This window comes from Stutzerimonas sp. R40042, from assembly GCF_026642215.1.
Lineage (GTDB): Bacteria > Pseudomonadota > Gammaproteobacteria > Pseudomonadales > Pseudomonadaceae > Stutzerimonas > Stutzerimonas frequens.
On the sequence record NZ_CP113258.1, the window covers coordinates 559,736 to 584,100 of the forward strand.

Genomic DNA, 24,365 nt, shown 5'->3' on the forward strand with positions numbered 1-24,365 from the left:
GGCATTTTCGCTACCATGCCGCTTTGTTTCGCCGGGACGGGGCGCATGGAGTTTCTGCTGTATCTGCTGCTGGGCGGCTTCGCTGGGGTGCTGGCCGGTCTGTTCGGCGTAGGTGGCGGGCTGATCATCGTGCCAGTGCTGGTGTTCAGCTTCAGTGCGCAGGGCTTTTCCCAGGACATTCTCACGCACCTGGCGGTCGGAACCTCGCTGGCGACCATCGTCTTCACCTCGGTCAATTCGATTCTCACCCACCATCGCCTGGGCGCGGTGCGCTGGTCGATGGTGCTCTGGATGACCTTCGGCATCCTGCTCGGCGCGGCGCTGGGCAGCCTGACCGCGGCGGCGATCCAGGGGCCGATGCTGCAGAAAATCATCGGCGTGTTCGCCCTGGCGATGGCGGTGCAGATGGGCTTCGACCTGCGTCCCAAGGCCACCGGCCAGGTGCCGGGACGACCGGAACTGTCGCTGGTGGGCGTGGTGATCGGCTGGGCTTCGGCGATCTTCGGCATTGGTGGCGGCTCTTTATCGGTGCCGTACCTGACCTGGCGCAGCGTGCCGATGCAGCAGGCGGTGGCGACTTCCGCGGCCTGCGGGCTGCCGATTGCCGTCGCCGGGGCCTTGAGTTTCATGCTCGTGGGCTGGCACGAGGCGCACCTCCCGCAGTGGAGCCTGGGCTTCGTCTACCTGCCGGCGATGCTCGGCATCGCGGCAACCAGCATGTTCTTCGCCAGACTGGGTGCGAAGCTGGCGCACCGGCTGTCGGCCAAGGTTCTGAAACGGCTGTTCGCTCTGCTGCTGCTGAGCGTCGGCATCAACTTTCTGGTTTGAGGAGTAACCGATGCTGCCCTATCCGCAGATCGATCCGGTGGCGATATCCATCGGCCCCTTGCAGATTCACTGGTACGGCCTGATGTACCTGATCGGCATCGGCGGCGCCTGGTGGCTGGCTTCGCTGCGGGTGCAGCGCTTCGCACCCGAGTGGCCGAAGGACAAGCTCTCCGACCTGGTGTTCTGGGTGGCCATGGGGGTGATCGTCGGTGGCCGTCTGGGTTATGTGCTGTTCTATGACCTGGCCGCCTACATCAACCAGCCGAGCCTGATCCTGCAGGTGTGGAAGGGCGGCATGTCCTTCCACGGCGGCCTGATCGGCGTGCTGCTGTGCAGCTGGATCTTCGCCCGGCGCAACGGCAAGAGCTTCTTCGAGCTGATGGACTTCATCGCGCCGTTCGTGCCGATCGGTCTGGGCGCCGGACGAATCGGCAACTTCATCAACGCCGAGCTGTGGGGCAAGGCCACCGATGTGCCCTGGGCGATGGTCTTCCCGACCGACCCGCAGCAACTGGCGCGGCACCCGTCGCAGCTCTATCAGTTCGCCCTGGAGGGCGTCGCGCTGTTCGTCATCCTCTGGCTGTACTCGCGCAAGCCGCGGCCGACCATGGCGGTGTCCGGACTGTTCGCGGTGTGCTACGGCGTCTTCCGCTTCATCGTCGAGTTCGTCCGCGTGCCGGATGCGCAGCTGGGCTACCTGGCGTTCGGCTGGCTGACCATGGGCCAGCTGCTCTGCGTGCCGATGGTGCTGCTCGGCGCCGGGATGATCGCCTGGGCCTACCGGCGCGACGCCGGCCGGGCGCCGGCCTGAATCCGTTGCCCTGCCTGTCGCCATGAGGGCGACAAGCAGGGCGCAGGCCTTTTACTATTCGCGCAGCCTTTTCACCGCGCTTCGGCGCCTGCTTCGAGTCAATCGATGAAACAGTACCTCGACCTGATGCGCCACGTGCGCGAACACGGCACCTTCAAGAGCGACCGTACCGGCACCGGCACCTACAGCGTGTTCGGCTACCAGATGCGCTTCGACCTGGCCGAAGGCTTCCCGCTGGTGACCACCAAGAAGTGCCACCTCAAGTCCATCATCCACGAGCTGCTGTGGTTCCTTCAGGGCGACACCAATATCCGCTATCTGAAGGAAAACGGTGTCTCGATCTGGGACGAATGGGCCGACGAGAACGGCGAGCTGGGCCCGGTGTACGGCTACCAGTGGCGCTCCTGGCCGGCGCCGAATGGTGAGTCCATCGACCAGATTTCGAACCTGCTGGCGATGATTCGCAAGAACCCGGATTCGCGCCGGCTGATCGTTTCGGCCTGGAACCCGGCGCTGGTCGAGCAGATGGCGCTGCCGCCGTGCCACGCGCTGTTCCAGTTCTACGTCGCGGACGGCAAGCTCAGCTGCCAGCTGTACCAGCGCTCGGCCGATATCTTCCTCGGCGTGCCGTTCAACATCTCCAGCTACGCGCTGTTGACGCTGATGGTGGCGCAGGTCTGCGACCTTGAGCCGGGCGAGTTCATCTGGAGTGGCGGCGACTGCCACCTGTACGCCAATCATCTGGATCAGGCCGACCTGCAGCTGACCCGTGAGCCGCTGCCGCTGCCGACCATGAAGCTCAATCCGGAGGTGAAGGACCTGTTCGCCTTCCGCTTCGAGGACTTCGAGCTGGTCGGCTACGAGGCGCACCCGCACATCAAGGCGCCCGTCGCGGTCTGACTTTGGTCGGGTTTGCCGTCGTGGGTAACCCGGCTGTCACATTTGCCGTATAGACTCGACCGCTCAGGGTTTCTTGGGAGGCGGGTCATGCGCAGGGTCGTGTTCAATCAGAAGGGCGGTGTCGGCAAGTCGAGCATCGCCTGCAATCTGGCTGCGGTCAGCGCATCGCAGGGCTACCGCACACTGCTGGTGGACCTGGACGCCCAGGCCAACTCCACGCATTACCTGACCGGGCTGACCGGCGATGACATTCCCACTGGTATCGCCGACTTCTTCAAGCAGATCCTCGCTGGCGGTACGGCTGGCAAGAAGGCGCGTCCGCCGATCCTCGAAACGGCGTTCGACAACCTGCATCTGATCAGCGCCACGGCCGAACTGGCCGACCTGCAGCCCAAGCTTGAGGCCAAGCACAAGATCAACAAGCTGCGAAAGCTGCTCGATGGCCTCGCCGAGGACTACGACCGCATCTACCTCGACACCCCACCGGCGCTGAACTTCTACACCGTGTCGGCACTGATCGCTGCCGACCGCTGCCTGATCCCCTTCGACTGCGACAGCTTTTCCCGTCAGGCGCTGTACAGCCTGCTGGACGAGATCGAAGACATGAAGGACGACCATAACGAAGCGCTCGAGGTCGAGGGCATCGTGGTCAATCAGTTCCAGCCGCGTGCCGCGCTGCCGCAGCAAATGATCGATGAGCTGTTGAGCGAGGGGTTGCCGGTGCTGCCGGTCAACCTGATGAGTTCGGTAAAGATGCGCGAGTCGCACCAGGCCTGCATGCCGCTGGTCTATCTGGATCCTCGGCACAAGCTGAGCCAGCAGTTCGTCGAACTGCATGACCTGCTCGAAGCGAACGGCTGAGTCGCCTCCGGGCTGCGCCTGGCGGCTCTAGTCGTCGGCGCGCCGCTCCAGCTTCTTGCCCAGCCGTGAGGCATAGAGCTCGCCGATCATGCCGCGGCGGAACACCAGTACGCAGACCATGAAGATGATCCCGGTGACCAGCGTGACCGGCAGCTCCGAGGTGGCGAAGTAGTTGCCCAGGGTGGTCACCAGTGCGGCGCCGAAGATCGGCCCGACCAGCGTACCGATGCCGCCGAGCAGGGTCATCAACACCACCTCGCCGGACATCTGCCAGCTGACGTCGGTGAGCGTGGCGAATTGGAACACCAGCGCCTTCAGACCGCCGGCCAGCCCGGCCAAGGCGGCGGACATGACGAAGGCGCCGAGCTTGTAGCGCGACACCGAATAGCCCAGGGAAATGGCGCGGTTCTCGTTCTCGCGGATCGAGCGCAGGATCATGCCGTACGGCGAGTTGATCACGCGCCAGATCAGCAGCATCCCGGCGAGAAACACCGAGAGCACGAAGAAGTACATGTACAGCGGCTCCTGCAGATCGATGAAGCCGAACAGGTGCCCGCGCGGAACGTTCTGAATGCCGTCCTCGCCATGGGTGAAGGGTGCCTGCAGGCAGAAGAAAAAGAACATCTGCGACAGCGCCAGGGTGATCATCGTCGAGTAAATGCCCTGCCGGCGGATCGCCAGAAAGCCGATGATCAGCCCGAGAAACGCCGCGCCGGCAACGCCGACGAGAATACCCAGCTCCGGCGGCAATCCCCATTCCTTGACCGCATGGGCGGTGAAATACGCCGCGCCGCCGAAGAACGCCGCATGGCCGAAGGAGAGGATGCCGGTGTAGCCGAGCAACAGGTTGAAGGCGCAGGCGAAGAGGGCGAAGCACAGCACCTTCATCAGGAAGATCGGGTAGAAGTAGAACGGTGCCAGTGCCAGCGCGACCACGCCGATCAGGATCAGCACGGTCTCCAGGCGCAGCAACGGGCGTTTGGTGGTCGGCGTGACGTTCACCTGGCTGTTCATCAGGCGTCCCTCCCCATCAGGCCGGCCGGACGCACCAGCAGCACGATCGCCATGATCACGAAGATCACGATGTTGGAAGCCTCCGGATAGAACACCTTGGTCAGCCCCTCGAGAATGCCCAGCATGTATCCGGTGATGATGGCGCCGAGAATCGAGCCCATGCCGCCGACCACGACCACGGCGAACACCACGATGATCAGGTTCGAACCCATCAGCGGGCTGACCTGATAGATTGGCGCGGCGAGCATGCCGGCCAGTCCGGCCAACGCCGCGCCCATGCCATAGGTGAAGGTCAGGAGCAGCGGCACGTTGATGCCGAAGGTGCGCACCAGCGTTGGGTTCTCGGTGGCGGCACGCAGGTAGGCGCCGAGCTTGGTCTTCTCGATTAGCAGCCAGCTGGCGATGCAGATCACCAGGGAAGCCAGGACCACCCAGGCGCGGTACTTGGGCAGGAACATGAAGCCCAGGTTGTAGCCACCGGCCAGTTCTTTGGGTACGGCGTAGGGCTGTCCGGAGGAGCCGTAGAAGTAGCGGAACGCGCCCTCCAGGGCGAGCGCCAGGCCAAAGGTGAAGAGCAGGCTGTAGAGGTGGTCGAGGTTGTACAGCCGCGACAGCGCGAGGCGTTCGATTACCGCGCTGCACAGGCCGACGATGATCGGTGCGAGGATCAGCGCCGGCCAGTAGCCGATGCCGAGGGTCGCCAGCAACAGATAGCCGGCGAAGGCGCCGATCATGTACTGCGCGCCGTGGGCGAAGTTGATGATCTTCAGCATGCCGAAGATGATCGCCAGGCCCAGGCTGAGCATGGCGTAGAACGAGCCGTTGATCAGGCCGATCAGCAATTGCCCGAGGAAGGCCTGGATCGGTACATCGAAAATCGTCGTCATCAGACCCCCAGGGCTTCGTTGAGCATGGTCATGCGGCCGGGCAGATCGGCGACGTCGAAGGTATCGATGACCTTGCCGTGGTCGACCACGTAGAAGCGGTCGGCCACCTTGCTGGCGAAGCGGAAGTTCTGCTCCACCAGCAGGATGGTCATTCCGCGCTGCTTGAGTGTCTGCAGCACCTCGCCGATGCGCTGGATGATCACCGGCGCCAGGCCTTCGGTGGGTTCGTCGAGCAGCAGCAGCTTGGCGCCGGTGCGCAGGATGCGCGCCATGGCCAGCATCTGCTGCTCGCCGCCGGAGAGCTTGGTGCCGGGGCTCTTGCGGCGTTCCTCGAGGTTGGGGAACAGCTGGTAGATCTCGGCCAGGGTCATGCCACCCTTGGCGATCACCGGCGGCAGGGTGAGGTTCTCCTCCACCGTCAGCGTGGAAAAGATGCCGCGTTCTTCCGGTACATAGCCCATGCCGTGGCGGGCGGTGCGGTGCAGCGGCACGCGCAGCATGTCCTTGCCGTCGAAGCGAATGCTGCCGCTGCGCTGGCGGATAATACCGACGATCGCGCGCAGCGCGGTGGTCTTGCCGACGCCGTTACGGCCGAGCAGGGTCACTGTCTCGCCTTGCTGCACGTCGAGGTCGATGCCGTGCAGGGCATGGCTTTCGCCATACCAGGCGTTGAGGTCGCGCACGCTGAGCAAGGGTTCAGTCATCGTCGGTCCCCATGTAGGCCACGCGCACGCGCTCGTCCTGGCTGACCGTGCGGTAGTCGCCGGAGGTCAGGATTTCGCCGCGCTGCAACACGGTCACCTGATGGCAGAGGTCGGCGACCACCTTGAGGTTGTGCTCGACCATCAGCACCGCGCGCTGGGTGGCGACCTCGCGGATGATCTCGGCCACCACGTGTACGTCTTCGTGGCCCATGCCGGCCATGGGCTCGTCCAGCAGCAGTACCTTGGGCTCAAGCGCCAGGGTGGTGGCGATCTCCAGCACGCGCTTACGCCCGTAGGAGAGATCAGCCGCCAGCTCGTTGCGCTTGTCGGCCAGGCCGACCGATTCGATCAACTGCATGGCGTGCTCGTTGAGGCGATTGAGCGAGCGCATCGGCAGCCAGAACTGCGTGGCCAGCCCGCCCGGCCGCTGTAACGCGACGCGCACGTTGTCCAACACGGAGAGGTGCGGGAATACCGCCGAGATCTGGAACGAGCGCACCAGCCCCATGCGTGCCACCTTGGCCGGGTCGGTGCGGGTGATGTCATGGTCGAGCAGGCGGATGGTTCCGCTGGTGGGCTGCAGGAACTTGGTCAGCAGGTTGAACACCGTGGTCTTGCCCGCGCCGTTGGGGCCGATCAGCGCGTGCACCCGGGCATGGCGCACGTCCAGATCGACATTGTTCACCGCGACGAAGCCGCCGAACTCCTTGCGCAGGCCGCGGGCAGAGAGCATCACCGGCGAGTCCGTGGCTGTGCCGGCGGTCGAACCGCCGGCGTCCAGGCCTTGCGCTGCCGCCATGCTCACTGCCCGACCAGATCGCAGCCACTCTCGGCCGGATCGATATAGGCCTCATTGCCCGGCACGGTCGCCAGGACCTTGTAGTAGTCCCACTCGCGCTTGCTCTCTTCGGGCTTCTTCACCTCCATCAGATAGACGTCGCTGATCAGCCGGCCGTTGGCGCCGACCTTGGCGTTGCGCGCGAAGACATCATCCACCGGCATCTCGTGCATGGCCTTGGCCACTGGCTCGGTGGCGTCGGTCCCGGCCTTCTCGATTGCCTTGAGGTACTGCATGACGCCGGAGTAGGTGCCGGCGTGGACCATGTTCGGCATGCGCCCGGTGCGCTTGAAAAAGCGTTCGCCGAACTCGCGGGATTTGTCGTCGCGATCCCAGTAGAAACTCTCGGTCAGGGTCAGGCCCTGGGCGGCATTGAGGCCCAGGCCGTGCACTTCGGCGAGGGTGAAGAGCAGCGCGGCGAGGCGCTGGCCGCTGGCGACGATGCCGAACTCGGCGGCCTGCTTGATGCTGTTGGCGGTGTCCAGTCCAGCGTTGGCCAGGCCGATGACCTTGGCGCCCGAGGCTTGGGCCTGAAGCAGGAACGACGAGTAGTCGGTTGTTGCCAGCGGATGGCGCACCGAGCCCTTGATCTCGCCGCCCTTGGATTTGACGAACTTGGAGGTCTGCTCTTCCAGCGAGTAGCCGAAGGCGTAGTCGGCGGTGAGGAAATACCAGCTGTCGCCGCCCTGGGAAACCAGCGCGCCGCCGGTGCCGACCGCCAACGCGTGGGTGTCGTAGGCCCAGTGGAAGCCGTAGGGCGAGCACTGCTTGCCGGTCAGTTCGGTGGTGGCGGCGCCGGTCACCAGATTGATCTTCTTCTTGCTCTTGGAAATGCCCTGTACCGCCAGCGCCACCGAGGAGGTGGTCAGCTCCATGATCGCGTCGACCTGCTCGCGGTCGTACCACTGCCGCGAGATGTTGGAGGCGATGTCCGGCTTGTTCTGGTGATCGGCGGTGACGATCTCGATGGGGGCGTCGAGCACCTTGCCGCCGAAGTCTTCGGCCGCCATCTTTGCCGCCTCGAACGACCACTTGCCGCCGAAATCGGCATACACGCCGGACTGGTCGTTGAGGATGCCGATCTTTACCTTGCCGTCGGAAATCTCGGCCGACGCGGGTACGGCGGCCACTGCCGTCAGGGTTGCCGCTGCGATTGCTGAAAGCTTCATGCGTATCTCCTTGCACGGTTTGCTCGGCATACGGGCTCGCCCCATGCGAAGCGGTCCGTATGGGCGGGTTAGGGGAAAGCTGGGCAGGCGGTCAGGCGCACAACGTCGTGGGTCGCCGGCTGGCTGAATGCCGCGGCCTGGCATTGATGCGCGCACGCCGAGCGCAGGCGCGTGCGGGGCAGCACGTCGTCGTGGAAAGTCGTAGAGATGGGAGCTGGACAGCGGGACCAGAAACGAGTCGAAGCGAGGCACATGGGCGTCTTCTTCTTATTGTTGTTCTGGCTCTAAACGTAGCAGGGGTTTGCAGGGACGCAACCTGGCGGTGGTATGTCGAGCGGCAATGCAGTGCCTGCGCCATCGAGCGCAGGCGGATAAGGGCGCGCCTCAGCGCGCGATGAGGATGTCGCAGGGCGGGTTGTCGATGAACTGTCGGGCGAGGCTGCCGAGCAGGGCGCTGCTCAGTTCTCCGCGGCTGTGGCTGCCAAGGGCCAGCAGCTGCGGTTGCAGGTCGCGCAGGGCCGCATCCATGCAGTTGTTGCGCTCGCCCTGATGCAGGCTGTAGCTCAGCAACGCGCCGGTATCCGGCAGCTGCGGCTGGATATCTTCGATCAGCTGGTCGAACAGCTCCTGCTGCAGCGACAGCCCTTCGTAATCGGGGCCGTGTACTTCGGCCATCTCGTCGATATGCAGGGCGTGCAGCTCGGCACCTTCGCCCAGCAACTCCCAGGCGCAGTGCATGGCGCGGGTGGCGCAGCGGGAGAAATCCAGCGCGGCCACTGCTCGCTTGTAGGCGATGTCGCCGGGGATAGTTGCCAGTAGCAGCGGTGCCGGAGCGTCGAGCAGTACGCGTTCCAGTGTCGTGCCGATGAAGCCCTGTGCCGACTCGCGGTGGTGTCGTCCCAGCACCAGCAGGTCCGCTTCCAGCCCCTGGGCCTGGGTCAGGATCTCTTCGGCGGGGTGGCCGCGGCGCAGCCAGGGTTCAACATCGCTCAGCCCGTTCTGTTGCAGGCGGCTCCCGAGCAGGGCGCGGGCCGCCTGTTCATCGCAGCCTGGGTCGCGTTCGTCGAGCACGTGCAGCAGGCTGATCCGCGCGCCGCTCTGTCGCGCCAGTTGCGCGCCCCGCTGCAGTGCCAGGTCGGCGTCCGGGCTGAGATCGTGGGCGACGAGAATGTGCTGAACCATGACGGCCTCGCGAAGCTGGCGAAAGCGGCCAGTATGCCGCGCCGGCAACCGGCTGTCCCCTCGTGGCGCGCTGCGCGGGCTTGATCGGGCGCAACAACTTCACAGCTCATGGCCTCTAGCGCTTTTGTCGACCCCGCCAGGCGGCTATGCTTGCCGGCATTCGCGCAGGAGAGATGGATGAGCAAGGTCAGTGTGCTGGTAGTGGATGACGCACCCTTTATCCGCGATCTGGTGAAGAAGGCGCTTCGCAGCCACTTTCCCGGTATTCGCACCGAGGACGCGGTAAACGGACGCAAGGCTCAGCAGATGCTCAGCCGCGAGCGTTTCGACCTGATTCTCTGCGATTGGGAAATGCCGGAGATGTCCGGTCTGGAACTGCTGAGCTGGTGCCGTGCGCAGGATTCGCTGAAGACCACGCCGTTCATCATGGTGACCAGCCGTGGCGACAAGGAGAACGTTGTGCAGGCCATTCAGGCCGGCGTTTCGGACTTCATCGGCAAACCCTTTTCCAACGAACAGCTGACCAGCAAGGTGCGCAAGGCCCTCGGGCGTGCCGGCAAGCTGGATGCCCTGGCTGCCAGCGCACCGACACGAATCCTGTCCACTGGCGTCGCCAACGACTCGCTGACTGCGCTGACCGGTGGCAAAGCCGAGGTGGTGCGGCCCTCCGCGCCACCGACTCCGACTGCGGAGGCAAACCCCGCGCCACTGGTGCAGCCCGCTGCGCCGGTGCCGCGCAGTGCGCCCGCCGCACCGGCTTCCGGGCGTGGGCAGGGCCAGCTACGACTGGCCAATGGCAGTGTCGCCTGCGTGATCAAGGCGCTGAGCCTCAAAGAGGCACTGCTGGTAGTCAAACGCGGCGAACAGCTGCCGCAGGTGCTGGAAAGTGCCGTGCTCGATCTGGAACAGGGTGAGGGCGGCGAGATCGCTCGCCTAAACGGTTATCTACACGCCGTTGCGGCGTTCGAGCCGAAGCCGGACAGCGACTGGTTGCAGTTGTCGTTCCGCTTCGTCGACCGCGACCCGCAGAAACTCGACTACCTGTCGCGGCTGATCGCTCGCGGCACGGCGCAGCGGCACTTCGTCCCCGGCGCCTGATTCACCCCCAGCCAGGCGACCGTTCGGCGCCTGGTCGCGCAGACAAACTGACCGCCATCACACCCCGACGGTCGGTGGCTCGCACAGGCCACTCGCCGCTGCTAGAGTTCCCGCTCCAACACTATAACCACTAGAAACTGCCGTTATGCTGGGGCGCATTCTCTTGTTGCTCGGGCTGCCGCTGCTGGCTACGCCGGCGCTGGCCCTGACCATCTACAAATACACCGACGCCAATGGGGTCGTGACCTACAGCGACCAGGCCGCGCCTGGTGCGCAGGTCTTCGTCTTCAGCGACCGCATGGTGGAAAAGCTCGATACCCAGGTGAAACTGGAAACCCGCAAGCACGCGGCGGGCGAGACCCTGCTGGTGCGCAACGACCTGTTCGCGCCGGTGGATATCGAACTCAAGCTGGACAACGTCGAGAACGCCGTCGGCGCTCCGGCCAAGCCGATCCGCTGGGTGTTGCCACCGCGCAGCCAGATTCGCCTGGCCACCCTCGCCCCGCGCGATGCCAGCAAGCCGCTCAGGTACACGCCCAAGCTTCGCCATGCGCTGGGCGATCCGCGCCTGTTACCCAAGCCCTACAAGTATCCGCTGCCCTGGCGCGGCGGTCCGTTCCGCCTGACCCAAGGCGCCAACGGCCAGTACAGCCATTTCACCCCCAAGGGGCGCTACGCGGTCGACATCGCCATGCCCGAGGGCACGCCGATCGTCGCTGCGCGGGGCGGCATGGTGGTGAAGATCGAAAACCAGCAGAGCGGCCGCGGCAACAACCCGGCCGGTAACTTCGTGCGCATCATGCATGACGACGGCACCATGGGCGTCTATCTGCACCTGATGAAAGGCTCGGTGGCTGTGCGCGAAGGCCAGCGGGTCGAGACTGGCACCCGCATCGCACGTTCCGGCAACACCGGCAACAGCACCGGCCCGCACCTGCACTTCGTGGTACAGCGCAACGTCGGGCTGGCAATCGAATCGATCCCGTTCGACTTCTCCCAGCCGGTCAACAGCCTGCCGAACTTCGCAGTCGGCGGTGAGTGAGGCGTGCTGCCGCCGGCCGTAGCCGCCGAGGCACGTCCGGCGCCCAGGTCGATTGCCCGGCTCAGGCCTGCTTGAGCACCTTGGCCAGCACGATCTTCGGCCCGCGCATCTTCTTGATGACGATCTGCAGGCCTTCGACCTGCAGCACTTCGTCCTCGTCGGGAACGCGCTTGAGCGTTTCGTAGACCAGCCCTGCCAGGGTCTCGGCCTCGATGTGGTCGAGGTCGATGTCAAGCAGGCGTTCCAGCTTGAACAAAGGGGTGTCGCCGCGCACCAGCAGCTTGCCGGGCTGGTAGGCGAGCACGCCACGCTCGGTCTTGCGGTGCTCGTCCTGGATATCGCCGACCAGCACTTCCAGTACGTCTTCCATGGTCAGGAAGCCGATCACCTTGTGGTCGCCTTCCTCGACCAGCACGAAATGCGCGCCGCCCTGGCGGAACTGCTCCAGCAGGCTGGCCAGCGGCATGTGCTTGGACACCCGCTCCAGTGGGCGCAGCAGCTCGTCCAGGCAGAAGTGCTCGGCCAGGCGTTCGTCGGCCGCCAGTGCCAGCAGCAGGTCCTTGATGTGCAGCAGGCCGACATAGTCGCCCTGCTCGCTGTCGTAGACCGGGTAACGGCTGTATTTGTGGCGGCGGATGATCTCGAGGATATCGGCCAGCGGTGCGTCGTGGTCGAGCTGCAGCAGGTCCTCGCGAGAGTTGGCCCAGTCGACCACCTCCAGCTCGCTCAGCTCCACCGCCGAGGCCAGGACCTGGATCTGCTGATTGCCAGGGTCGCGGGCGCGGTTGGAGTGCAGGATCAGCTTGAGCTCTTCGCGGCTGTAGTGATGGTCGTGGTGCATGCCCGGCTCGCCTTGGCCGGCGATGCGCAGGATGGCATTGGCGCTGGCGTTGAGCAGATAGATCGCCGGATACATCAGCCAGTAGAACGCGTACAGCGGCGCGGCCGTCCAGAGCGACAGCAGTTCCGGCTTGCGGATCGCCCAGGACTTCGGCGCCAGCTCGCCGATGACGATGTGCAGATAGGAAATGATGAAGAACGCGGCGAAGAAGGCAACGCCATGCACCAGCGCCTGCGATTCGATGCCGATGCTCGCCAGCAGTGGTTCGAGCAGGTGGGCGAAGGCCGGCTCACCGACCCAGCCCAGGCCCAGCGAAGCCAGGGTGATGCCCAGCTGGCAGGCCGACAGGTAGGCGTCCAGCTGCTGGTGCACGGTGCGCAGGATGTGTCCGCGCCAGCCATGGCGGTTGGCGATCGCTTCCACCTTGGTGGCGCGCAGTTTGACCATGGCGAACTCGGCGGCGACGAAGAAACCGTTGAGCAGCACCAGGAACAGGGCGAAGAGAATCAGGCCGAAGTCGGCGAAATAGGACGAGGCGGCGTAACTGGGGGAAGGGTCCATGAAGGGGTCTGGTAGCCAATGTCGCGACAGGATGGAGGCGGCGCGTCGGCTTTTCAAGCGCCCGAGCGAGACTTTCCGTGGCGGCGAGGCTTAGCGAACCACCGCCTGCCCATGCGGGAAGTGACAGGAGAAGCAGCTGCCCCGACCGGGAATGCTGGTGATATCCAGGCGTCCCTGATGACGTAACAGCACGTGCTTGACGATGGCCAGGCCCAGACCCGTTCCGCCGGTGCTGCTGGCGCGACTGGAATCGACGCGGTAGAAGCGTTCGGTCAGGCGCGGCAGGTGCTTTTGCTCGATGCCGATACCGCTGTCCTCGACGCTCAGGTGCGCGCCGGCCTCGTCGCTCCACCAGCGAACATGAATGGTGCCGCCGTCGGGCGTATATTTCACGGCGTTGAATACCAGGTTGGAGAAGGCACTGCGCAGTTCGGTCTCGCTACCTTTGAGCTGCAGCTCCGGGGCTGCGTCCAGGCTGATCAGGTGGCCGCGCGCACCCGACAGCGCCCGCGCATCGCTGACGATCGACTGCAGCAGCAGCGCCACCGCCACCGGCTGGCTGTCGGCGGGTCGGCTGCTGGCTTCCAGGCGCGCCAGCAACAGCAGGTCGTTGAGCAGGTGCTGCATGCGGCCCGCCTGCTGGTTCATCTGCTGCAGCGCGCGCAGCCAGCGCGGACTCACCGCCTCGGCACTCTCCAGCATGGTTTCCAGGTAGCCGGCGATTACCGTCAGGGGCGTGCGCAGCTCGTGTGAGACGTTGGCGACGAAGTCCTTGCGCATCTGCTCCAGCTGATGCAGTCGGGTGACATCACGGACCAGCAACAGGTGCTCGCGGTTGCCGTAGCGGGTGATGTTGAACTGCAGGCGGATGCGGTCATCCACCGGCGAGGCCAGTTCGAGGGGCTGATCGTAGCTGCCGCTGTCGAAGTACTCCTTGAACGCCGGATGACGCACCAGATTGGTGATGGGATGGCCGGAGTCCTGCGGCTTCTTCAGGCCCAGCAGCCGGTTGGCGGCGAGGTTCCACCACTCCAGGTTGCCGTCGCTGTCGAGCATGATGACCGCGTCCTTCAGCGCTGCGGTCGAGCCCTGCACGCGATCGATGATGCTCTGCAGCTGGCCGCGCAGGCGCAGGTCGCGGCGCTGCAACTGGTAGAGGTTGTCGAACACGTCACCCCAGATCCCGGCCGAATCCGGCGGCGGTTCGTCGGGGTCGCTGCGCCGCAGCCAGCGCTGCAGGCGCAACAGCTGGCGCAGCGTCCAGGCCAGGTAGCCGCTCAGGCCGATGACCAGTGCCCAGGCGTACTCGCCGGTGATCAGGCCCAGCAGCAGGCAGCCGCCCAGCAGAAGCAGCAGGCGACGCACGAGGGCTCCTTGCCAGTCCTGATTCAACCGATGCACTCCCCGCTGGTGGCGATAATGGTGTGTGGGCCGGAACGCATGGTTACCCGGCGCACTCAGCTCTTGCTGGAGAAACGATAGCCGGTGCCGCGCACCGTCTGCACCAGGTTCTCGTAGGCCTCGCCGAGGGCCTTGCGCAGGCGGCGGATGTGCACGTCGACGGTGCGCTCCTCGACATAGACATTGCCGCCCCAGACCTGATCGAGTAGCTGGCTGCGGGTGTAGGCGCGTTCCTGGTGGGTCATGAAGAACTGCAGCAGACGGTATTCGGTGGGGCCCATTTCGGCCGGTTTGCCGTCGATGGTGACGCGGTGACTGACTGGATCGAGCAACAGGCCGCCGATCTCGATGGGCGACTCGCTGTCTACGGGCGCTGCGCGGCGCAGTACGGCCTTCAGCCGGGCCACCAGTTCGCGCGGGGAGAACGGCTTGGTGATGTAGTCGTCGGCGCCGACTTCCAGGCCCTGGATCTTGTTGTCCTCTTCACCCTTGGCGGTGAGCATGATGATCGGCGTGTCGGCGGTCAGCTCGTCGCGCTTGAGCCGGCGGGCCAGTTCGATACCCGAAGTGCCGGGCAGCATCCAGTCGAGCAGGATCAGGTCGGGCTTGCGATCGATGATCAGGGCGTGGGCCTGCTGGGTGTTTTCCGCTTCGAGGCAATCGTAGCCGGCCATTTCCAGGGCGACGACGATCATCTCCCGGATCGGCGCCTCGTCATCGACGATCAGTATGCTCTTGCCATTCATGGTCAAGCCTCGGGTCCGTTCTTGTCGTCCGGCATTAGATAACGGAATTATTGCAGGCATGTGACAGACAGACGGCAACCCGTGCAAGAGCGATCGCCCCTCAATGCTGGCGTTTTGCTCAAGCTTTCGTCGCGTAATCCACCACGATACCCGCGAGAATCGCCAGCCCCGCCCAGTGATTGTGCAGGAACGCCTTGAAGCAGGCCTGCGGCTTGCGCGAGGCGGTCTTCCAGTACTCCCAGGCGAAGCAGCCAGCGGCGATCACCAGCCCCAGGTGAAACCACTGACCGAGCTCGAAGCGCACCCCGGCGAGGATCAGGCAGAACAGCGCCAGGCCCTGCAGGGTGACGATAATGATGCGGTCGGCTTCGCCGAAGAGGATGGCGGTGGACTTGATGCCGATCTTCAGGTCGTCCTCGCGGTCGGCCATGGCGTAGTAGGTATCGTAGGCCACTGTCCATAGCAGGTTGGCGATGAACAGCAGCCAGGCTTCCGGCGGCAGATTGCCGGTCTCGGCGGTGAAGGCCATCGGCATGCCCCAGGAGAAGGCCGCGCCGAGCACCACCTGCGGGTAGAAGGTGTAGCGCTTCATGAACGGGTAGCAGGCGGCCAGCGCCAGCGCGCCGAAGGACAGGTAGACGGTGGTCGCGTTGGTCAGCAGCACCAGCACGAAACTCAGCCCCACCAGGATGGCGAACAGCGTCCAGGCCTCGCGCGAGCTGATCTTGCCGGTGGCCATGGGGCGCGTCTGGGTGCGTTGCACATGACCGTCGAATTTGCGGTCGGCGAAGTCGTTGACCACGCAGCCGGCGGCGCGCATGAGGATCACGCCGGTGATGAAAATGAACAGGTTCTTCGCACTCGGCACGCCTTCGGCGGCGATCCACAGCGCCCACAGCGTCGGCCAGAGCAGCAGGTAAGTGCCGATGGGCCGGTCCAGACGCATCAGCTGGATGAAATCCCAGGCACGCGGGTGCAGGCGATTGCACGATTGCAGCAACTTCGAATACATCAGCGGCTCTCCTTGGCGAAGGGGGACATGCAGCGGTTCGCTCAGGGCGTGACGGCGGCGGCCTGCCACAGCGCGGGCAGGAACACCTCGGCGACCAGCACGCCGAGTCGATTCTGGCGGAAGCACGAGCGCCGTGCCCAGAGACCGTCGACACGCTGCGCCTGTGGCAGCCATTGCGGCGGGTAATGGCAGGCTTCGAGTTGCCCGCGGGCGAAGGCGGGGTCGCTGAACAGCAGCTCGCCGAGGGAGCGATTGCCCAGGCTTTGCAGGTCCAGTCCGGCGGCTTCCAGCTGGGCGCGGGGGGCGACGCTGCGGGCGAAGACCCAGGGTTGCTCATGCCCGCACAGGTAGACCTCGCGTACCCATCCCTCGCTCGCTGCCGGAACGCCGAGCGCCAGGCATTCGTCGGCGCGCAGCGGCTGCCAGGCCTGGTGCAACGGGATCACGCTGAAGGCGCCATCGGCCAGCTCGGTCAGGCGGCGGGTCAGCGAGCCCTTGTCGACGTACAGCCAGTCGTGCAGGGCGGGAGCGGGGGGGGCGGGCAACTGATCGGCACTCAGCCAGTCTAGGAATTCGGACACGGCGCGTTCGGGCATAGCGAAAAGAGCGGCGAGTCTAGCACGCGCCCTGGCCGCTGCAGGCTGCGCGCGACAATGCGGCCTTCGCGTCGCTTGTAGGCCCTTGCGGCAGGCCCTACAGGATTTCAGGTCCAGCCTTCCAGGCGCATGGTGGCGCGCACCAGGCGCTGTTCCTCCTGCTCGATCTCCTTGAGATTGTCGCGAATGCCGTGGATATGGTCGCGCGCGGCGCGCTGTGCCTGTTCCGGCAGGCGTTCGATCACCGCGTGGTAGAGCCGCGAGTGCTGGCGGTCTATCTGCCGTTTCTGCGCCGGGCGGTGATAGAGGTTGTTCACCGAGGCGAATACGGTGCTGAGCATCAGGTCGGTCAGCGACTGCAACGTGTGCACCAGCACCGGGTTGTGCGAGGCCTCGCAGATGGCCAGGTGAAACGCATGGTCCAGGCGCGCATGTTCGCGCGGGTCGGCGCCCTCGCCATCGGCATGCGCGGCGAGCATTTCCTCGTAGCGCCGGCGCAGCAGGACGAAATCCGCGTCGGTGCCGCGCAAGGCCGCCAATCGCGCCGACTCGCCTTCGAGCAGCGCACGCACTTCCAGCAAGTCGTAGAGGGTGCGCGGTTGCGAGTTGAACAGGTGCATCAGCGGGCTGGCGTCGTGGTTGCCGGACAGTTCGGCGACGAAGGATCCGCGGCCCTGGGAGGTCTCGATGATGCCGCGCCCGCGCAATACGCGCAGGCCCTCGCGCAGCGCCGAGCGCGAGATGCCGAGCTTTTCGCACAGGCGCCGCTCGGAGGGCAGCGCCTGGCCGACCTTGAGCACGCCGTCGACGATCAGTCGCTCGATGCGTTCGGCAACCACGTCGGCGACTTGACGGCGATCATTGTTGGGTTCGTTCGACATGCCAGTTCTCCAGCTGGTAGGACCAGTTGGTGCGAAGTTTACCCCTGATGGCAGGAAGCGCCTAATCGCGAGGGATAGACGGCCACCAGGTAGTGCTTTTCCCTGGCTGACTACAAAAAACTGGTAGGACCAGTTGTCGCGAGCATGGACGGCCAAGACCCATCGGCGCTAAAGATGCGTCATTGCACCGCAGCTGCCCGTGCTGACGGTGACCCACGAAAGCGGAACCTGCCATGAACATTCTCTACGACGAACGCGTCGATGGTGCGTTGCCCAAGGTCGACAAGGCCGCCTTGCTGGCCGAGCTGCAGGCGCAGCTGCCCGATCTGGACATTCTTCACCGCAGCGAAGACCTCAAGCCCTACGAGTGCGACGGCTTGTCCGCCTACCGCACCGCGCCGCTGCTGGTGGTGCTGCCCGAGCGGGTCGAGCAGGTCGAAAGACTGCTCAAGCTCTGCCACCAGCGTGGCGTGCCGGTGGTCGCCCGCGGCGCCGGCACCGGGCTGTCCGGAGGTGCGCTGCCGCTGGAGCAGGGCATCCTGCTGGTCATGGCGCGCTTCAACAAGATACTCGAAGTCGATCCGGCCGGTCGTTTCGCCCGCGTGCAGCCCGGCGTGCGTAACCTGGCGATTTCCCAGGCCGCCGCACCCTATGAGCTGTACTACGCGCCGGACCCCTCGTCGCAGATCGCCTGCTCGATCGGCGGCAACGTCGCCGAGAACGCCGGTGGCGTGCACTGCCTGAAGTACGGCCTGACCGTGCACAACCTGCTCAAGGTAGAGATTCTCACTGTCGAGGGCGAGCGCATGACGCTCGGCTCCGATGCCCTGGATTCACCGGGCTTCGACCTCTTGGCGCTGTTCACCGGCTCCGAGGGCATGCTCGGCATCGTCACCGAGGTGACCGTCAAGCTGCTGCCCAAGCCGCAGGTGGCCAAGGTGCTGCTCGCCGCGTTTGACTCGGTGGAAAAGGCCGGGCGTGCGGTGGGTGACATCATCGCCGCCGGCATCATCCCCGGCGGCTTGGAGATGATGGACAACCTGTCGATCCGCGCCGCCGAGGACTTCATCCACGCCGGCTACCCGGTGGATGCCGAAGCGATCCTGCTCTGCGAACTGGATGGCGTGGAAGCCGACGTGCACGACGACTGCGCGCGCGTCAGCGAAGTACTCAAGCTGGCCGGTGCCACCGAAGTGCGCCTGGCCAAGGACGAAGCCGAGCGCGTGCGCTTCTGGGCCGGGCGCAAGAACGCCTTCCCGGCGGTCGGGCGCATCTCGCCGGACTACTACTGCATGGACGGCACCATTCCGCGGCGCGAACTGCCGGGCGTGCTCAAGGGCATTTCCGACCTGTCCGAGCAGTTCGGCCTGCGCGTGGCCAACGTGTTCCACGCCGGCGACGGCAACATGCACCCGCTGATCCTGTTCGATGCCAACCAGCCCGGTGAGCTGGAGCGCGCCGAGGAACTGGGCGGCAAGATCCTCGAACTCTGCGTCGAGGTCGGCGGCAGCATCACCGGCGAGCACGGTGTCGGCCGCGAGAAGATCAACCAGATGTGTTCGCAGTTCAACGCCGATGAGCTGACGCTGTTCCACGCGGTGAAGGCGGCGTTCGACCCCAGCGGTCTGCTCAATCCGGGCAAGAACATCCCGACCCTGCATCGCTGCGCCGAATTCGGCCGCATGCACATCCACAACGGCCAGCTGCCTTTCCCTGAACTGGAGCGTTTCTGATGTCCGTAATTGCCAACGACGCCAGCGCGCAGTTGCTGGACCAGGTCAACCAGGCACTCGCCGCCAACACGCCGCTGCGCATCCAGGGCAGCGGCAGCAAGGCCTTCCTCGGCCGTGCGGTCGAGGGTCAGCTGCTCGACGTGCGCGAGCACCGCGGCATTGTCAGCTACGACCCCACCGAGCTGGTAGTGACAGCGCGTGCCGGTACGCCGCTCGCCGAACTCGAGGCGACGCTGGACGAGGCCGGGCAAATGTTGCCTTGCGAGCCGCCGCACTTTGGCGAAGGCGCCACCGTTGGCGGCATGATCGCCGCCGGACTGTCCGGGCCGCGTCGCCCGTGGAGCGGTTCGGTGCGCGATTTCGTGCTCGGCTCGCGGGTCATCACCGGCCAGGGCAAGCACCTGCGTTTCGGCGGCGAGGTGATGAAGAACGTCGCCGGCTACGACCTGTCGCGCCTGATGGCCGGCAGCTTCGGCTGCCTCGGCGTGCTCACCGAAGTCTCGCTCAAGGTGCTGCCCAAGCCACGCTTGTGCACCAGCCTGCGTCTGGAGATCGATCTCGAACGCGCGCTGCTCAAGCTCGCCGAGTGGGGCCAGCAGCCGGTACCGATCAGTGCCGCCAGCCATGACGGTCAGGCGCTGTATCTGCGCCTGGAAGGTGGCGAAGGGTCGGTCAACGCCGCGCGCGAACGCATCGGTGGCGAGGACCTCGACCCCGGCTACTGGAACGAGCTGCGCGAACAGCGCCTGTCCTTCTTCGCCGACTCGCGCCCGCTGTGGCGCCTGTCGCTGCCGAACAACACGCCAGCCGTGGCGTTGCCGGGCGAGCAGCTGGTCGACTGGGCCGGCGCCCAGCGCTGGCTGAAGTCCGAGGCCGACGTCGCAAGCATCCGCGCCATCGCTGCCGAAGTCGGCGGCCATGCCACCTGTTTTACCGCCGGTGCCGCCGAGCCGTTCCAACCGCTGTCGGCGCCGCTGTTGCGCTACCACCGCCAGCTCAAGGCCGCGCTGGACCCGCAGGGGATCTTCAACCCCGGCCGCATGTATTCCGAGGTCTGACGACGTATGCAAACGAATCTGAGCGAAGCCGCCAAGCAACTGCCGCGCGCCGAGGAAGCCGAAAGCATCCTGCGCTCCTGCGTGCACTGCGGTTTCTGCAATGCCACCTGCCCGACCTACCAGCTGCTCGGTGACGAGCTGGATGGCCCGCGCGGGCGCATCTACCTGATGAAGCAGATGTTCGAGGGCGGCGAGGTGACCGAGAGCACCCAGCTGCACCTGGATCGCTGCCTGACCTGCCGCAACTGCGAGACCACCTGCCCGTCCGGGGTGAAGTACCACAACCTGCTGGACATCGGCCGTGACTTCATCGAGCGCCAGGTCCAGCGCCCGTTGGGCGAGCGCCTGGTGCGCGGCGGTCTGCGCACGGTGATCCCGCGTCCGGCGCTGTTCAAGGCGCTGCTCGGTACCGGCAATGCGCTCAAGCCGCTGATGCCGGCCTCGCTGAAGGACCACCTGCCGCGCGAGATTCGCCCGGCCAAACCGCGCCCGCAGGTCATGCACCAGCGTCGCGTGCTGATGCTCGAAGGCTGCGTGCAGCCGAGCCTGTCGCCGAATACCAACGCCGCCGCCGCGCGCGTGCTCGACCGCCTGGGCATCAGCGTCAGCCCGGCACGCGAAGCCGGCTGCTGTGGCGCGGTGGATTACCACCTCAACGCGCAGGATGCCGGTCTGGACCGTGCGCGGCGCAATATCGACGCCTGGTGGCCGGCCATCGAGGCGGGTGCCGAAGCCATCGTGCAGACCGCCAGCGGCTGCGGCGCCTTCGTCAAGGAATACGGCCATCTGCTCAAGGACGACCCGGCCTACGCGGCCAAGGCCGCACGGGTCAGCGAGCTGGCCAAGGACCTGGTCGAGGTGCTGCGCAGCGCCGAGCTGGAAAAGCTCGACGTGCGCGCCGACAAGCGCATGGCCTTCCATTGCCCGTGCACCCTGCAGCACGCACAGAAGCTCGGCGGCGCTGTCGAAGACGTGCTCACCCGTCTGGGCTACCAGCTCACTGCGGTGCCCGATGCGCACCTGTGCTGCGGCTCGGCCGGCAGCTATTCGATCACCCAGCCGGAGATTTCCCACCAGCTGCGCGACAACAAGCTCAACGCGCTGGAGAGCGGCAAGCCGGAAGTGATCGTCACCGCAAACATCGGTTGCCAGACCCACCTCGATGGCGCCGGCCGCACGCCGGTCAAGCACTGGATCGAAGTGGTCGAGGAATCGATGCAGTAACCGTAGGTGAGCCTCGGCCGTAGGGTTGGGCTTCAGCCCACCAGCATGCAGCTGGGGCACCTTCGGTGGGCTTCAGCCCACCCTGCGGGGACTGGATCGCGAGCGTCACGTAACGCCACGCACGAACATCTGGAACATGAGAACAGGAGAATCGAGATGAAAAGCAAAGCCGTACTGAGCCAGACCGAAGTCGCCACCATCCTCGCCGCCGCCCGTGCCGAAGCGCAGGCCAACGGCTGGGCCGTGACCATCGTCGTCGCCGACGACGGCGGCCATCCGCTGGCGCTGGAGCGTCTGGACGGCTGCGCGCCGATCGCCTCCTACATCGCCACCGAGAAGGCTCGCAGCTCGGCTCTCGGTCGCCGCGAAACCAAGGGCTATGAAGACATGGTCAACAACGGCCGCAGTGCCTTCCTCTCCGCGCCGGTGGTCTGCTCGCTGGAGGGTGGCGTGCCGGTAGTGGTCGACGGCCAGGTCATCGGTTCGGTCGGCGTATCCGGTGTGACCGCCGCGCAGGACGCCCAGATCGCCAAGGCCGGCGTCGCCGCCCTGGCCAACTGAACAGACAAGGAGAACGACAGATGACCGAGCGTGTAACCCTGGGCCGCCTGCAAGTCGCGGCCAATCTGCAGCGTTTCATCGAAGACGAAGTCCTGCCGGGCACCGGTATCGAAGCCGCCGCCTTCTGGCAGGGCCTGGACGCCCTGGTCCATGACCTGGCGCCGAAGAACCGCGAGCTGCTCGCCGAGCGCGACCGCATGCAGCTTGAGCTGGACGCCTGGCACAAGGCCAACCCGGGCCCGATCAAGGACATGGCCGCCTACCGCGCCTTCCTCGAATCCATCGGCTACCTGCTGCCGGTGCCGGGCGAGGTGAAGATCGAGACCGCCAACGTCGACAGCGAGATCGCCACCCAGGCCGGTCCGCAGCTGGTGGTGCCGATCATGAACGCGCGCTATGCGCTGAACGCGGCCAACGCCCGCTGGGGCTCGCTGTATGACGCGCTCTACGGCACCGACGCCATCTCCGAAGAGGGCGGCGCACAGAAGGGCCCGGGCTACAACGAAGTCCGTGGCGCCAAGGTCATCGCCTACGCACGCAACTTCCTCGACCAGGCCGCGCCGCTGGCCGAAGGCAGCCATGCCGACGCCACCGCCTACCGCGTGCAGGATGGCCAGCTCAAGGTCACCCTGGAGAACGGCAGCGTCACCGGCCTCAAGCAGCCGGAGAAATTCGTCGGCTTCCAGGGCGAAGCGGTCGAGCCCAAGGCCGTGCTGCTGAAGAACAACGGCCTGCACGTCGAAATCCAGATCGATCCGAACAGCCCGATCGGCCAGACCGATGCCGCCGGCGTGAAGGACCTGCTGGTCGAGTCCGCGGTTTCCACCATTCTCGACTGCGAAGACTCGGTCGCCGCGGTGGATGCCGACGACAAGGTGCTGGCCTACCGCAACTGGCTGGGCATCGTGCAGGGCACCCTCAGCGAGGAAGTGGCCAAGGGCAGCTCGAGCTTCGTCCGCCGCCTCAACCCGGACCGCGAATACAGCGCGCCCAATGGCGGCGAGCTGAAACTGCACGGCCGCTCGCTGCTGTTCATCCGTAACGTCGGTCACCTGATGACCAACCCGGCAATCCTGCTGGAAGACGGCCGCGAGATCCCGGAAGGCATCATGGATGGCGTGTTTACCAGCCTGATCGCCAAGCATGACTTGAAGCGCAAGGGCAACTCGCGCACCGGCAGCTTCTACATCGTCAAGCCGAAGATGCACGGGCCGAAGGAAGTCGCTTTCGCCGACGAGCTGTTCGCTCGTGTCGAAGACCTGATCGGCGTGCCGCGCTACACCCTGAAGATGGGCATCATGGACGAGGAGCGCCGCACCAGCGCCAACCTCAAGGCCTGCATCGCCGCGGCCAAGCACCGCGTCGCGTTCATCAACACCGGCTTCCTCGACCGTACCGGTGACGAGATGCACACCTGCATGGAAGCCGGCCCGGTGCTGCGCAAGGGCGACATGAAGTCCACCCCGTGGATCCAGTCCTACGAGCGCAACAACGTGCTGGTCGGCCTGGCCTGCGGCCTGCGCGGCAAGGCGCAGATCGGCAAGGGCATGTGGGCCATGCCGGACCTGATGGCGGCCATGCTCGAGCAGAAGATCGGCCATCCGAAGTCCGGCGCCAACACCGCCTGGGTGCCGTCGCCGACCGGTGCCACCCTGCATGCGCTGCACTACCACCAGATCGACGTGCAGGCGGTGCAGAGCGAGCTGGAAAAGGTCGACCTGGCCGCCGAGCGCGAGCAGCTGCTCAACGATCTGCTGACCATCCCGGTGGTCGCCGAAGACAAGTGGAGCGCCGACGAAAAGCAGCAGGAGCTGGACAACAACTGCCAGGGCATCCTCGGTTACGTGGTGCGTTGGGTCGAGCAGGGCGTCGGTTGCTCCAAGGTGCCGGACATCCACAACGTCGGCCTGATGGAGGACCGCGCCACCCTGCGCATCTCCAGCCAGCACATCGCCAACTGGCTGCACCACGGTGTGGTGAGCCGCGAGCAGGTGCAGGAAACCCTGGAGCGCATGGCCAAGGTGGTCGACCAGCAGAACGCTGGCGATCCGCTCTATCGCGCCATGTCCGCTGACTACACTCAGTCGATCGCGTTCCAGGCGGCGTCGGATCTGGTGTTCAAGGGCCGCGAGCAGCCGTCCGGCTACACCGAGCCGCTGCTGCACCAGTGGCGCCAGCGTTACAAGGCCGCCCAAGGCTGATGAGCAGGGGGAACCGCGTGCTCCCGGAGATCCGGTAGCCGCGGTGAGGACAGGAGCCCCAGGCGCCCTACGGCGCCCGGGGCTTTCGAGCATGGGCGGCACGGTTTCGGCCGGGCCGTCGGGAAGCGCACCGCGTGGGGGCGCTTCATGCGAAGCACCGGGCATGCCCGGACACAATAGAAGCGGTTCACAACAAAAAACGCAGGGACCCAACAA

23 protein-coding genes are annotated in these 24,365 nt (G+C 65.6%); 11 read left to right on the plus strand and 12 right to left on the minus strand.

What is annotated here, in order from left to right:
- The first annotated feature begins 45 nt into the window (after window positions 1–45).
- From OUY36_RS02490 to OUY36_RS02505, 4 genes are all read left to right on the plus strand, one after another.
- Window positions 46–828 (plus strand): sulfite exporter TauE/SafE family protein, encoded by a 783-nt coding sequence (locus tag OUY36_RS02490; protein ID WP_200596159.1) that lies wholly within the window; start codon window positions 46–48, stop codon window positions 826–828.
- 10 nt (window positions 829–838) lie between these two features.
- On the plus strand, window positions 839–1,639 hold the full coding sequence (gene lgt / locus OUY36_RS02495) for a prolipoprotein diacylglyceryl transferase (RefSeq protein WP_267936616.1): 801 nt from the start codon (window positions 839–841) through the stop codon (window positions 1,637–1,639).
- A gap of 105 nt (window positions 1,640–1,744) precedes the next feature.
- Complete coding sequence (locus OUY36_RS02500) at window positions 1,745–2,539, plus strand: thymidylate synthase (protein WP_267936617.1); 795 nt, start codon at window positions 1,745–1,747, stop codon at window positions 2,537–2,539.
- 87 nt (window positions 2,540–2,626) lie between these two features.
- The gene (locus OUY36_RS02505; RefSeq protein WP_038663969.1) at window positions 2,627–3,400 is read left to right on the plus strand and encodes a ParA family protein; all 774 of its coding nucleotides are present in this window, start codon (window positions 2,627–2,629) and stop codon (window positions 3,398–3,400) included.
- Window positions 3,401–3,427: 27 nt separating this feature from the next.
- Here the strand turns inward: OUY36_RS02505 and OUY36_RS02510 are convergent, their stop codons facing one another.
- The 6 genes from OUY36_RS02510 to OUY36_RS02535 form a co-directional block, all read right to left on the minus strand.
- The gene (locus tag OUY36_RS02510; protein WP_267936620.1) at window positions 3,428–4,414 is read right to left on the minus strand and encodes a branched-chain amino acid ABC transporter permease; all 987 of its coding nucleotides are present in this window, start codon (window positions 4,412–4,414) and stop codon (window positions 3,428–3,430) included.
- Entirely contained in the window at window positions 4,414–5,301 is an 888-nt protein-coding gene (locus tag OUY36_RS02515; RefSeq protein WP_013981555.1) for a branched-chain amino acid ABC transporter permease, read from the minus strand. Before OUY36_RS02515 ends, OUY36_RS02510 begins: the two co-directional genes overlap by 1 nt.
- On the minus strand, window positions 5,301–6,005 hold the full coding sequence (locus OUY36_RS02520; RefSeq protein ID WP_125868716.1) for an ABC transporter ATP-binding protein: 705 nt from the start codon (window positions 6,003–6,005) through the stop codon (window positions 5,301–5,303). The genes OUY36_RS02515 and OUY36_RS02520 overlap by 1 nt, the downstream gene beginning before the upstream one ends.
- The gene (locus OUY36_RS02525; RefSeq protein WP_436785051.1) at window positions 5,998–6,804 is read right to left on the minus strand and encodes an ABC transporter ATP-binding protein; all 807 of its coding nucleotides are present in this window, start codon (window positions 6,802–6,804) and stop codon (window positions 5,998–6,000) included. The genes OUY36_RS02520 and OUY36_RS02525 overlap by 8 nt, the downstream gene beginning before the upstream one ends.
- A gap of 2 nt (window positions 6,805–6,806) precedes the next feature.
- Window positions 6,807–8,012 (minus strand): ABC transporter substrate-binding protein, encoded by a 1,206-nt coding sequence (locus OUY36_RS02530; protein WP_267936621.1) that lies wholly within the window; start codon window positions 8,010–8,012, stop codon window positions 6,807–6,809.
- A gap of 384 nt (window positions 8,013–8,396) precedes the next feature.
- Window positions 8,397–9,194: a universal stress protein gene (locus tag OUY36_RS02535; RefSeq protein WP_267936623.1), complete on the minus strand. Its 798-nt coding sequence runs from the start codon at window positions 9,192–9,194 to the stop codon at window positions 8,397–8,399.
- 177 nt (window positions 9,195–9,371) lie between these two features.
- Between OUY36_RS02535 and OUY36_RS02540 the strand changes: the two genes are divergently transcribed.
- Window positions 9,372–10,292 carry a response regulator gene (locus OUY36_RS02540; RefSeq protein WP_063539514.1) on the plus strand — a complete coding sequence of 307 codons (921 nt, stop codon included), beginning with the start codon at window positions 9,372–9,374 and terminating at the stop codon, window positions 10,290–10,292.
- Window positions 10,293–10,437: 145 nt separating this feature from the next.
- Window positions 10,438–11,334 (plus strand): peptidoglycan DD-metalloendopeptidase family protein, encoded by an 897-nt coding sequence (locus OUY36_RS02545; protein ID WP_063539515.1) that lies wholly within the window; start codon window positions 10,438–10,440, stop codon window positions 11,332–11,334.
- 61 nt (window positions 11,335–11,395) lie between these two features.
- Here the strand turns inward: OUY36_RS02545 and OUY36_RS02550 are convergent, their stop codons facing one another.
- The 6 genes from OUY36_RS02550 to glcC all read right to left on the minus strand — a co-directional run bounded on the left by OUY36_RS02550 (window position 11,396) and on the right by glcC (window position 17,372).
- On the minus strand, window positions 11,396–12,736 hold the full coding sequence (locus tag OUY36_RS02550) for a hemolysin family protein (RefSeq protein ID WP_063539516.1): 1,341 nt from the start codon (window positions 12,734–12,736) through the stop codon (window positions 11,396–11,398).
- Between the two features lie 90 nt (window positions 12,737–12,826).
- Window positions 12,827–14,128 (minus strand): phosphate regulon sensor histidine kinase PhoR, encoded by a 1,302-nt coding sequence (phoR, locus tag OUY36_RS02555; RefSeq protein WP_110778276.1) that lies wholly within the window; start codon window positions 14,126–14,128, stop codon window positions 12,827–12,829.
- A gap of 65 nt (window positions 14,129–14,193) precedes the next feature.
- Window positions 14,194–14,883, minus strand: a complete 690-nt coding sequence (gene phoB, locus OUY36_RS02560) for a phosphate regulon transcriptional regulator PhoB (protein WP_063539518.1) — start codon at window positions 14,881–14,883, stop codon at window positions 14,194–14,196.
- Between the two features lie 118 nt (window positions 14,884–15,001).
- Entirely contained in the window at window positions 15,002–15,895 is an 894-nt protein-coding gene (gene ubiA, locus OUY36_RS02565; protein WP_267936624.1) for a 4-hydroxybenzoate octaprenyltransferase, read from the minus strand.
- Window positions 15,896–15,936: 41 nt separating this feature from the next.
- Entirely contained in the window at window positions 15,937–16,491 is a 555-nt protein-coding gene (locus tag OUY36_RS02570) for a chorismate--pyruvate lyase family protein (protein ID WP_267936626.1), read from the minus strand.
- A gap of 107 nt (window positions 16,492–16,598) precedes the next feature.
- Window positions 16,599–17,372 carry a transcriptional regulator GlcC gene (glcC, locus tag OUY36_RS02575; RefSeq protein WP_063539521.1) on the minus strand — a complete coding sequence of 258 codons (774 nt, stop codon included), beginning with the start codon at window positions 17,370–17,372 and terminating at the stop codon, window positions 16,599–16,601.
- Between the two features lie 233 nt (window positions 17,373–17,605).
- Here glcC and glcD point away from each other — a divergent pair, with 233 nt between their 5' ends.
- The 5 genes from glcD (at window position 17,606) to OUY36_RS02600 (ending at window position 24,149) form a co-directional block, all read left to right on the plus strand.
- Window positions 17,606–19,105 carry a glycolate oxidase subunit GlcD gene (gene glcD / locus OUY36_RS02580; protein WP_063539522.1) on the plus strand — a complete coding sequence of 500 codons (1,500 nt, stop codon included), beginning with the start codon at window positions 17,606–17,608 and terminating at the stop codon, window positions 19,103–19,105.
- On the plus strand, window positions 19,105–20,163 hold the full coding sequence (gene glcE / locus OUY36_RS02585; protein WP_267936632.1) for a glycolate oxidase subunit GlcE: 1,059 nt from the start codon (window positions 19,105–19,107) through the stop codon (window positions 20,161–20,163). The genes glcD and glcE overlap by 1 nt, the downstream gene beginning before the upstream one ends.
- A gap of 6 nt (window positions 20,164–20,169) precedes the next feature.
- On the plus strand, window positions 20,170–21,387 hold the full coding sequence (gene glcF / locus OUY36_RS02590) for a glycolate oxidase subunit GlcF (protein ID WP_267936634.1): 1,218 nt from the start codon (window positions 20,170–20,172) through the stop codon (window positions 21,385–21,387).
- Window positions 21,388–21,543: 156 nt separating this feature from the next.
- A complete protein-coding gene (locus OUY36_RS02595; protein WP_095460860.1) occupies window positions 21,544–21,948 on the plus strand; it encodes a heme-binding protein in 405 nt (134 codons plus the stop codon).
- Window positions 21,949–21,968: 20 nt separating this feature from the next.
- Window positions 21,969–24,149, plus strand: coding sequence for a malate synthase G (locus OUY36_RS02600; protein WP_267936637.1), 2,181 nt, complete (start codon window positions 21,969–21,971; stop codon window positions 24,147–24,149).
- The last annotated feature ends 216 nt before the right edge of the window (window positions 24,150–24,365 follow it).

What these genes read in the sequence shown, in the direction of transcription:
- OUY36_RS02490 (WP_200596159.1), top strand. Translation starts at nt 46, where the DNA reads ATGGAGTTTCTGCTGTATCTGCTGCTGGGCGGCTTCGCTGGGGTGCTG.
- lgt (WP_267936616.1), top strand. Translation starts at nt 839, where the DNA reads ATGCTGCCCTATCCGCAGATCGATCCGGTGGCGATATCCATCGGCCCC.
- OUY36_RS02500 (WP_267936617.1), top strand. Translation starts at nt 1,745, where the DNA reads ATGAAACAGTACCTCGACCTGATGCGCCACGTGCGCGAACACGGCACC.
- OUY36_RS02505 (WP_038663969.1), top strand. Translation starts at nt 2,627, where the DNA reads ATGCGCAGGGTCGTGTTCAATCAGAAGGGCGGTGTCGGCAAGTCGAGC.
- OUY36_RS02510 (WP_267936620.1), bottom strand. Translation starts at nt 4,414, where the DNA reads ATGAACAGCCAGGTGAACGTCACGCCGACCACCAAACGCCCGTTGCTG.
- OUY36_RS02515 (WP_013981555.1), bottom strand. Translation starts at nt 5,301, where the DNA reads ATGACGACGATTTTCGATGTACCGATCCAGGCCTTCCTCGGGCAATTG.
- OUY36_RS02520 (WP_125868716.1), bottom strand. Translation starts at nt 6,005, where the DNA reads ATGACTGAACCCTTGCTCAGCGTGCGCGACCTCAACGCCTGGTATGGC.
- OUY36_RS02525 (WP_436785051.1), bottom strand. Translation starts at nt 6,804, where the DNA reads ATGGCGGCAGCGCAAGGCCTGGACGCCGGCGGTTCGACCGCCGGCACA.
- OUY36_RS02530 (WP_267936621.1), bottom strand. Translation starts at nt 8,012, where the DNA reads ATGAAGCTTTCAGCAATCGCAGCGGCAACCCTGACGGCAGTGGCCGCC.
- OUY36_RS02535 (WP_267936623.1), bottom strand. Translation starts at nt 9,194, where the DNA reads ATGGTTCAGCACATTCTCGTCGCCCACGATCTCAGCCCGGACGCCGAC.
- OUY36_RS02540 (WP_063539514.1), top strand. Translation starts at nt 9,372, where the DNA reads ATGAGCAAGGTCAGTGTGCTGGTAGTGGATGACGCACCCTTTATCCGC.
- OUY36_RS02545 (WP_063539515.1), top strand. Translation starts at nt 10,438, where the DNA reads ATGCTGGGGCGCATTCTCTTGTTGCTCGGGCTGCCGCTGCTGGCTACG.
- OUY36_RS02550 (WP_063539516.1), bottom strand. Translation starts at nt 12,736, where the DNA reads ATGGACCCTTCCCCCAGTTACGCCGCCTCGTCCTATTTCGCCGACTTC.
- phoB (WP_063539518.1), bottom strand. Translation starts at nt 14,883, where the DNA reads ATGAATGGCAAGAGCATACTGATCGTCGATGACGAGGCGCCGATCCGG.
- ubiA (WP_267936624.1), bottom strand. Translation starts at nt 15,895, where the DNA reads ATGTATTCGAAGTTGCTGCAATCGTGCAATCGCCTGCACCCGCGTGCC.
- OUY36_RS02570 (WP_267936626.1), bottom strand. Translation starts at nt 16,491, where the DNA reads ATGCCCGAACGCGCCGTGTCCGAATTCCTAGACTGGCTGAGTGCCGAT.
- glcC (WP_063539521.1), bottom strand. Translation starts at nt 17,372, where the DNA reads ATGTCGAACGAACCCAACAATGATCGCCGTCAAGTCGCCGACGTGGTT.
- glcD (WP_063539522.1), top strand. Translation starts at nt 17,606, where the DNA reads ATGAACATTCTCTACGACGAACGCGTCGATGGTGCGTTGCCCAAGGTC.
- glcE (WP_267936632.1), top strand. Translation starts at nt 19,105, where the DNA reads ATGTCCGTAATTGCCAACGACGCCAGCGCGCAGTTGCTGGACCAGGTC.
- glcF (WP_267936634.1), top strand. Translation starts at nt 20,170, where the DNA reads ATGCAAACGAATCTGAGCGAAGCCGCCAAGCAACTGCCGCGCGCCGAG.
- OUY36_RS02595 (WP_095460860.1), top strand. Translation starts at nt 21,544, where the DNA reads ATGAAAAGCAAAGCCGTACTGAGCCAGACCGAAGTCGCCACCATCCTC.
- OUY36_RS02600 (WP_267936637.1), top strand. Translation starts at nt 21,969, where the DNA reads ATGACCGAGCGTGTAACCCTGGGCCGCCTGCAAGTCGCGGCCAATCTG.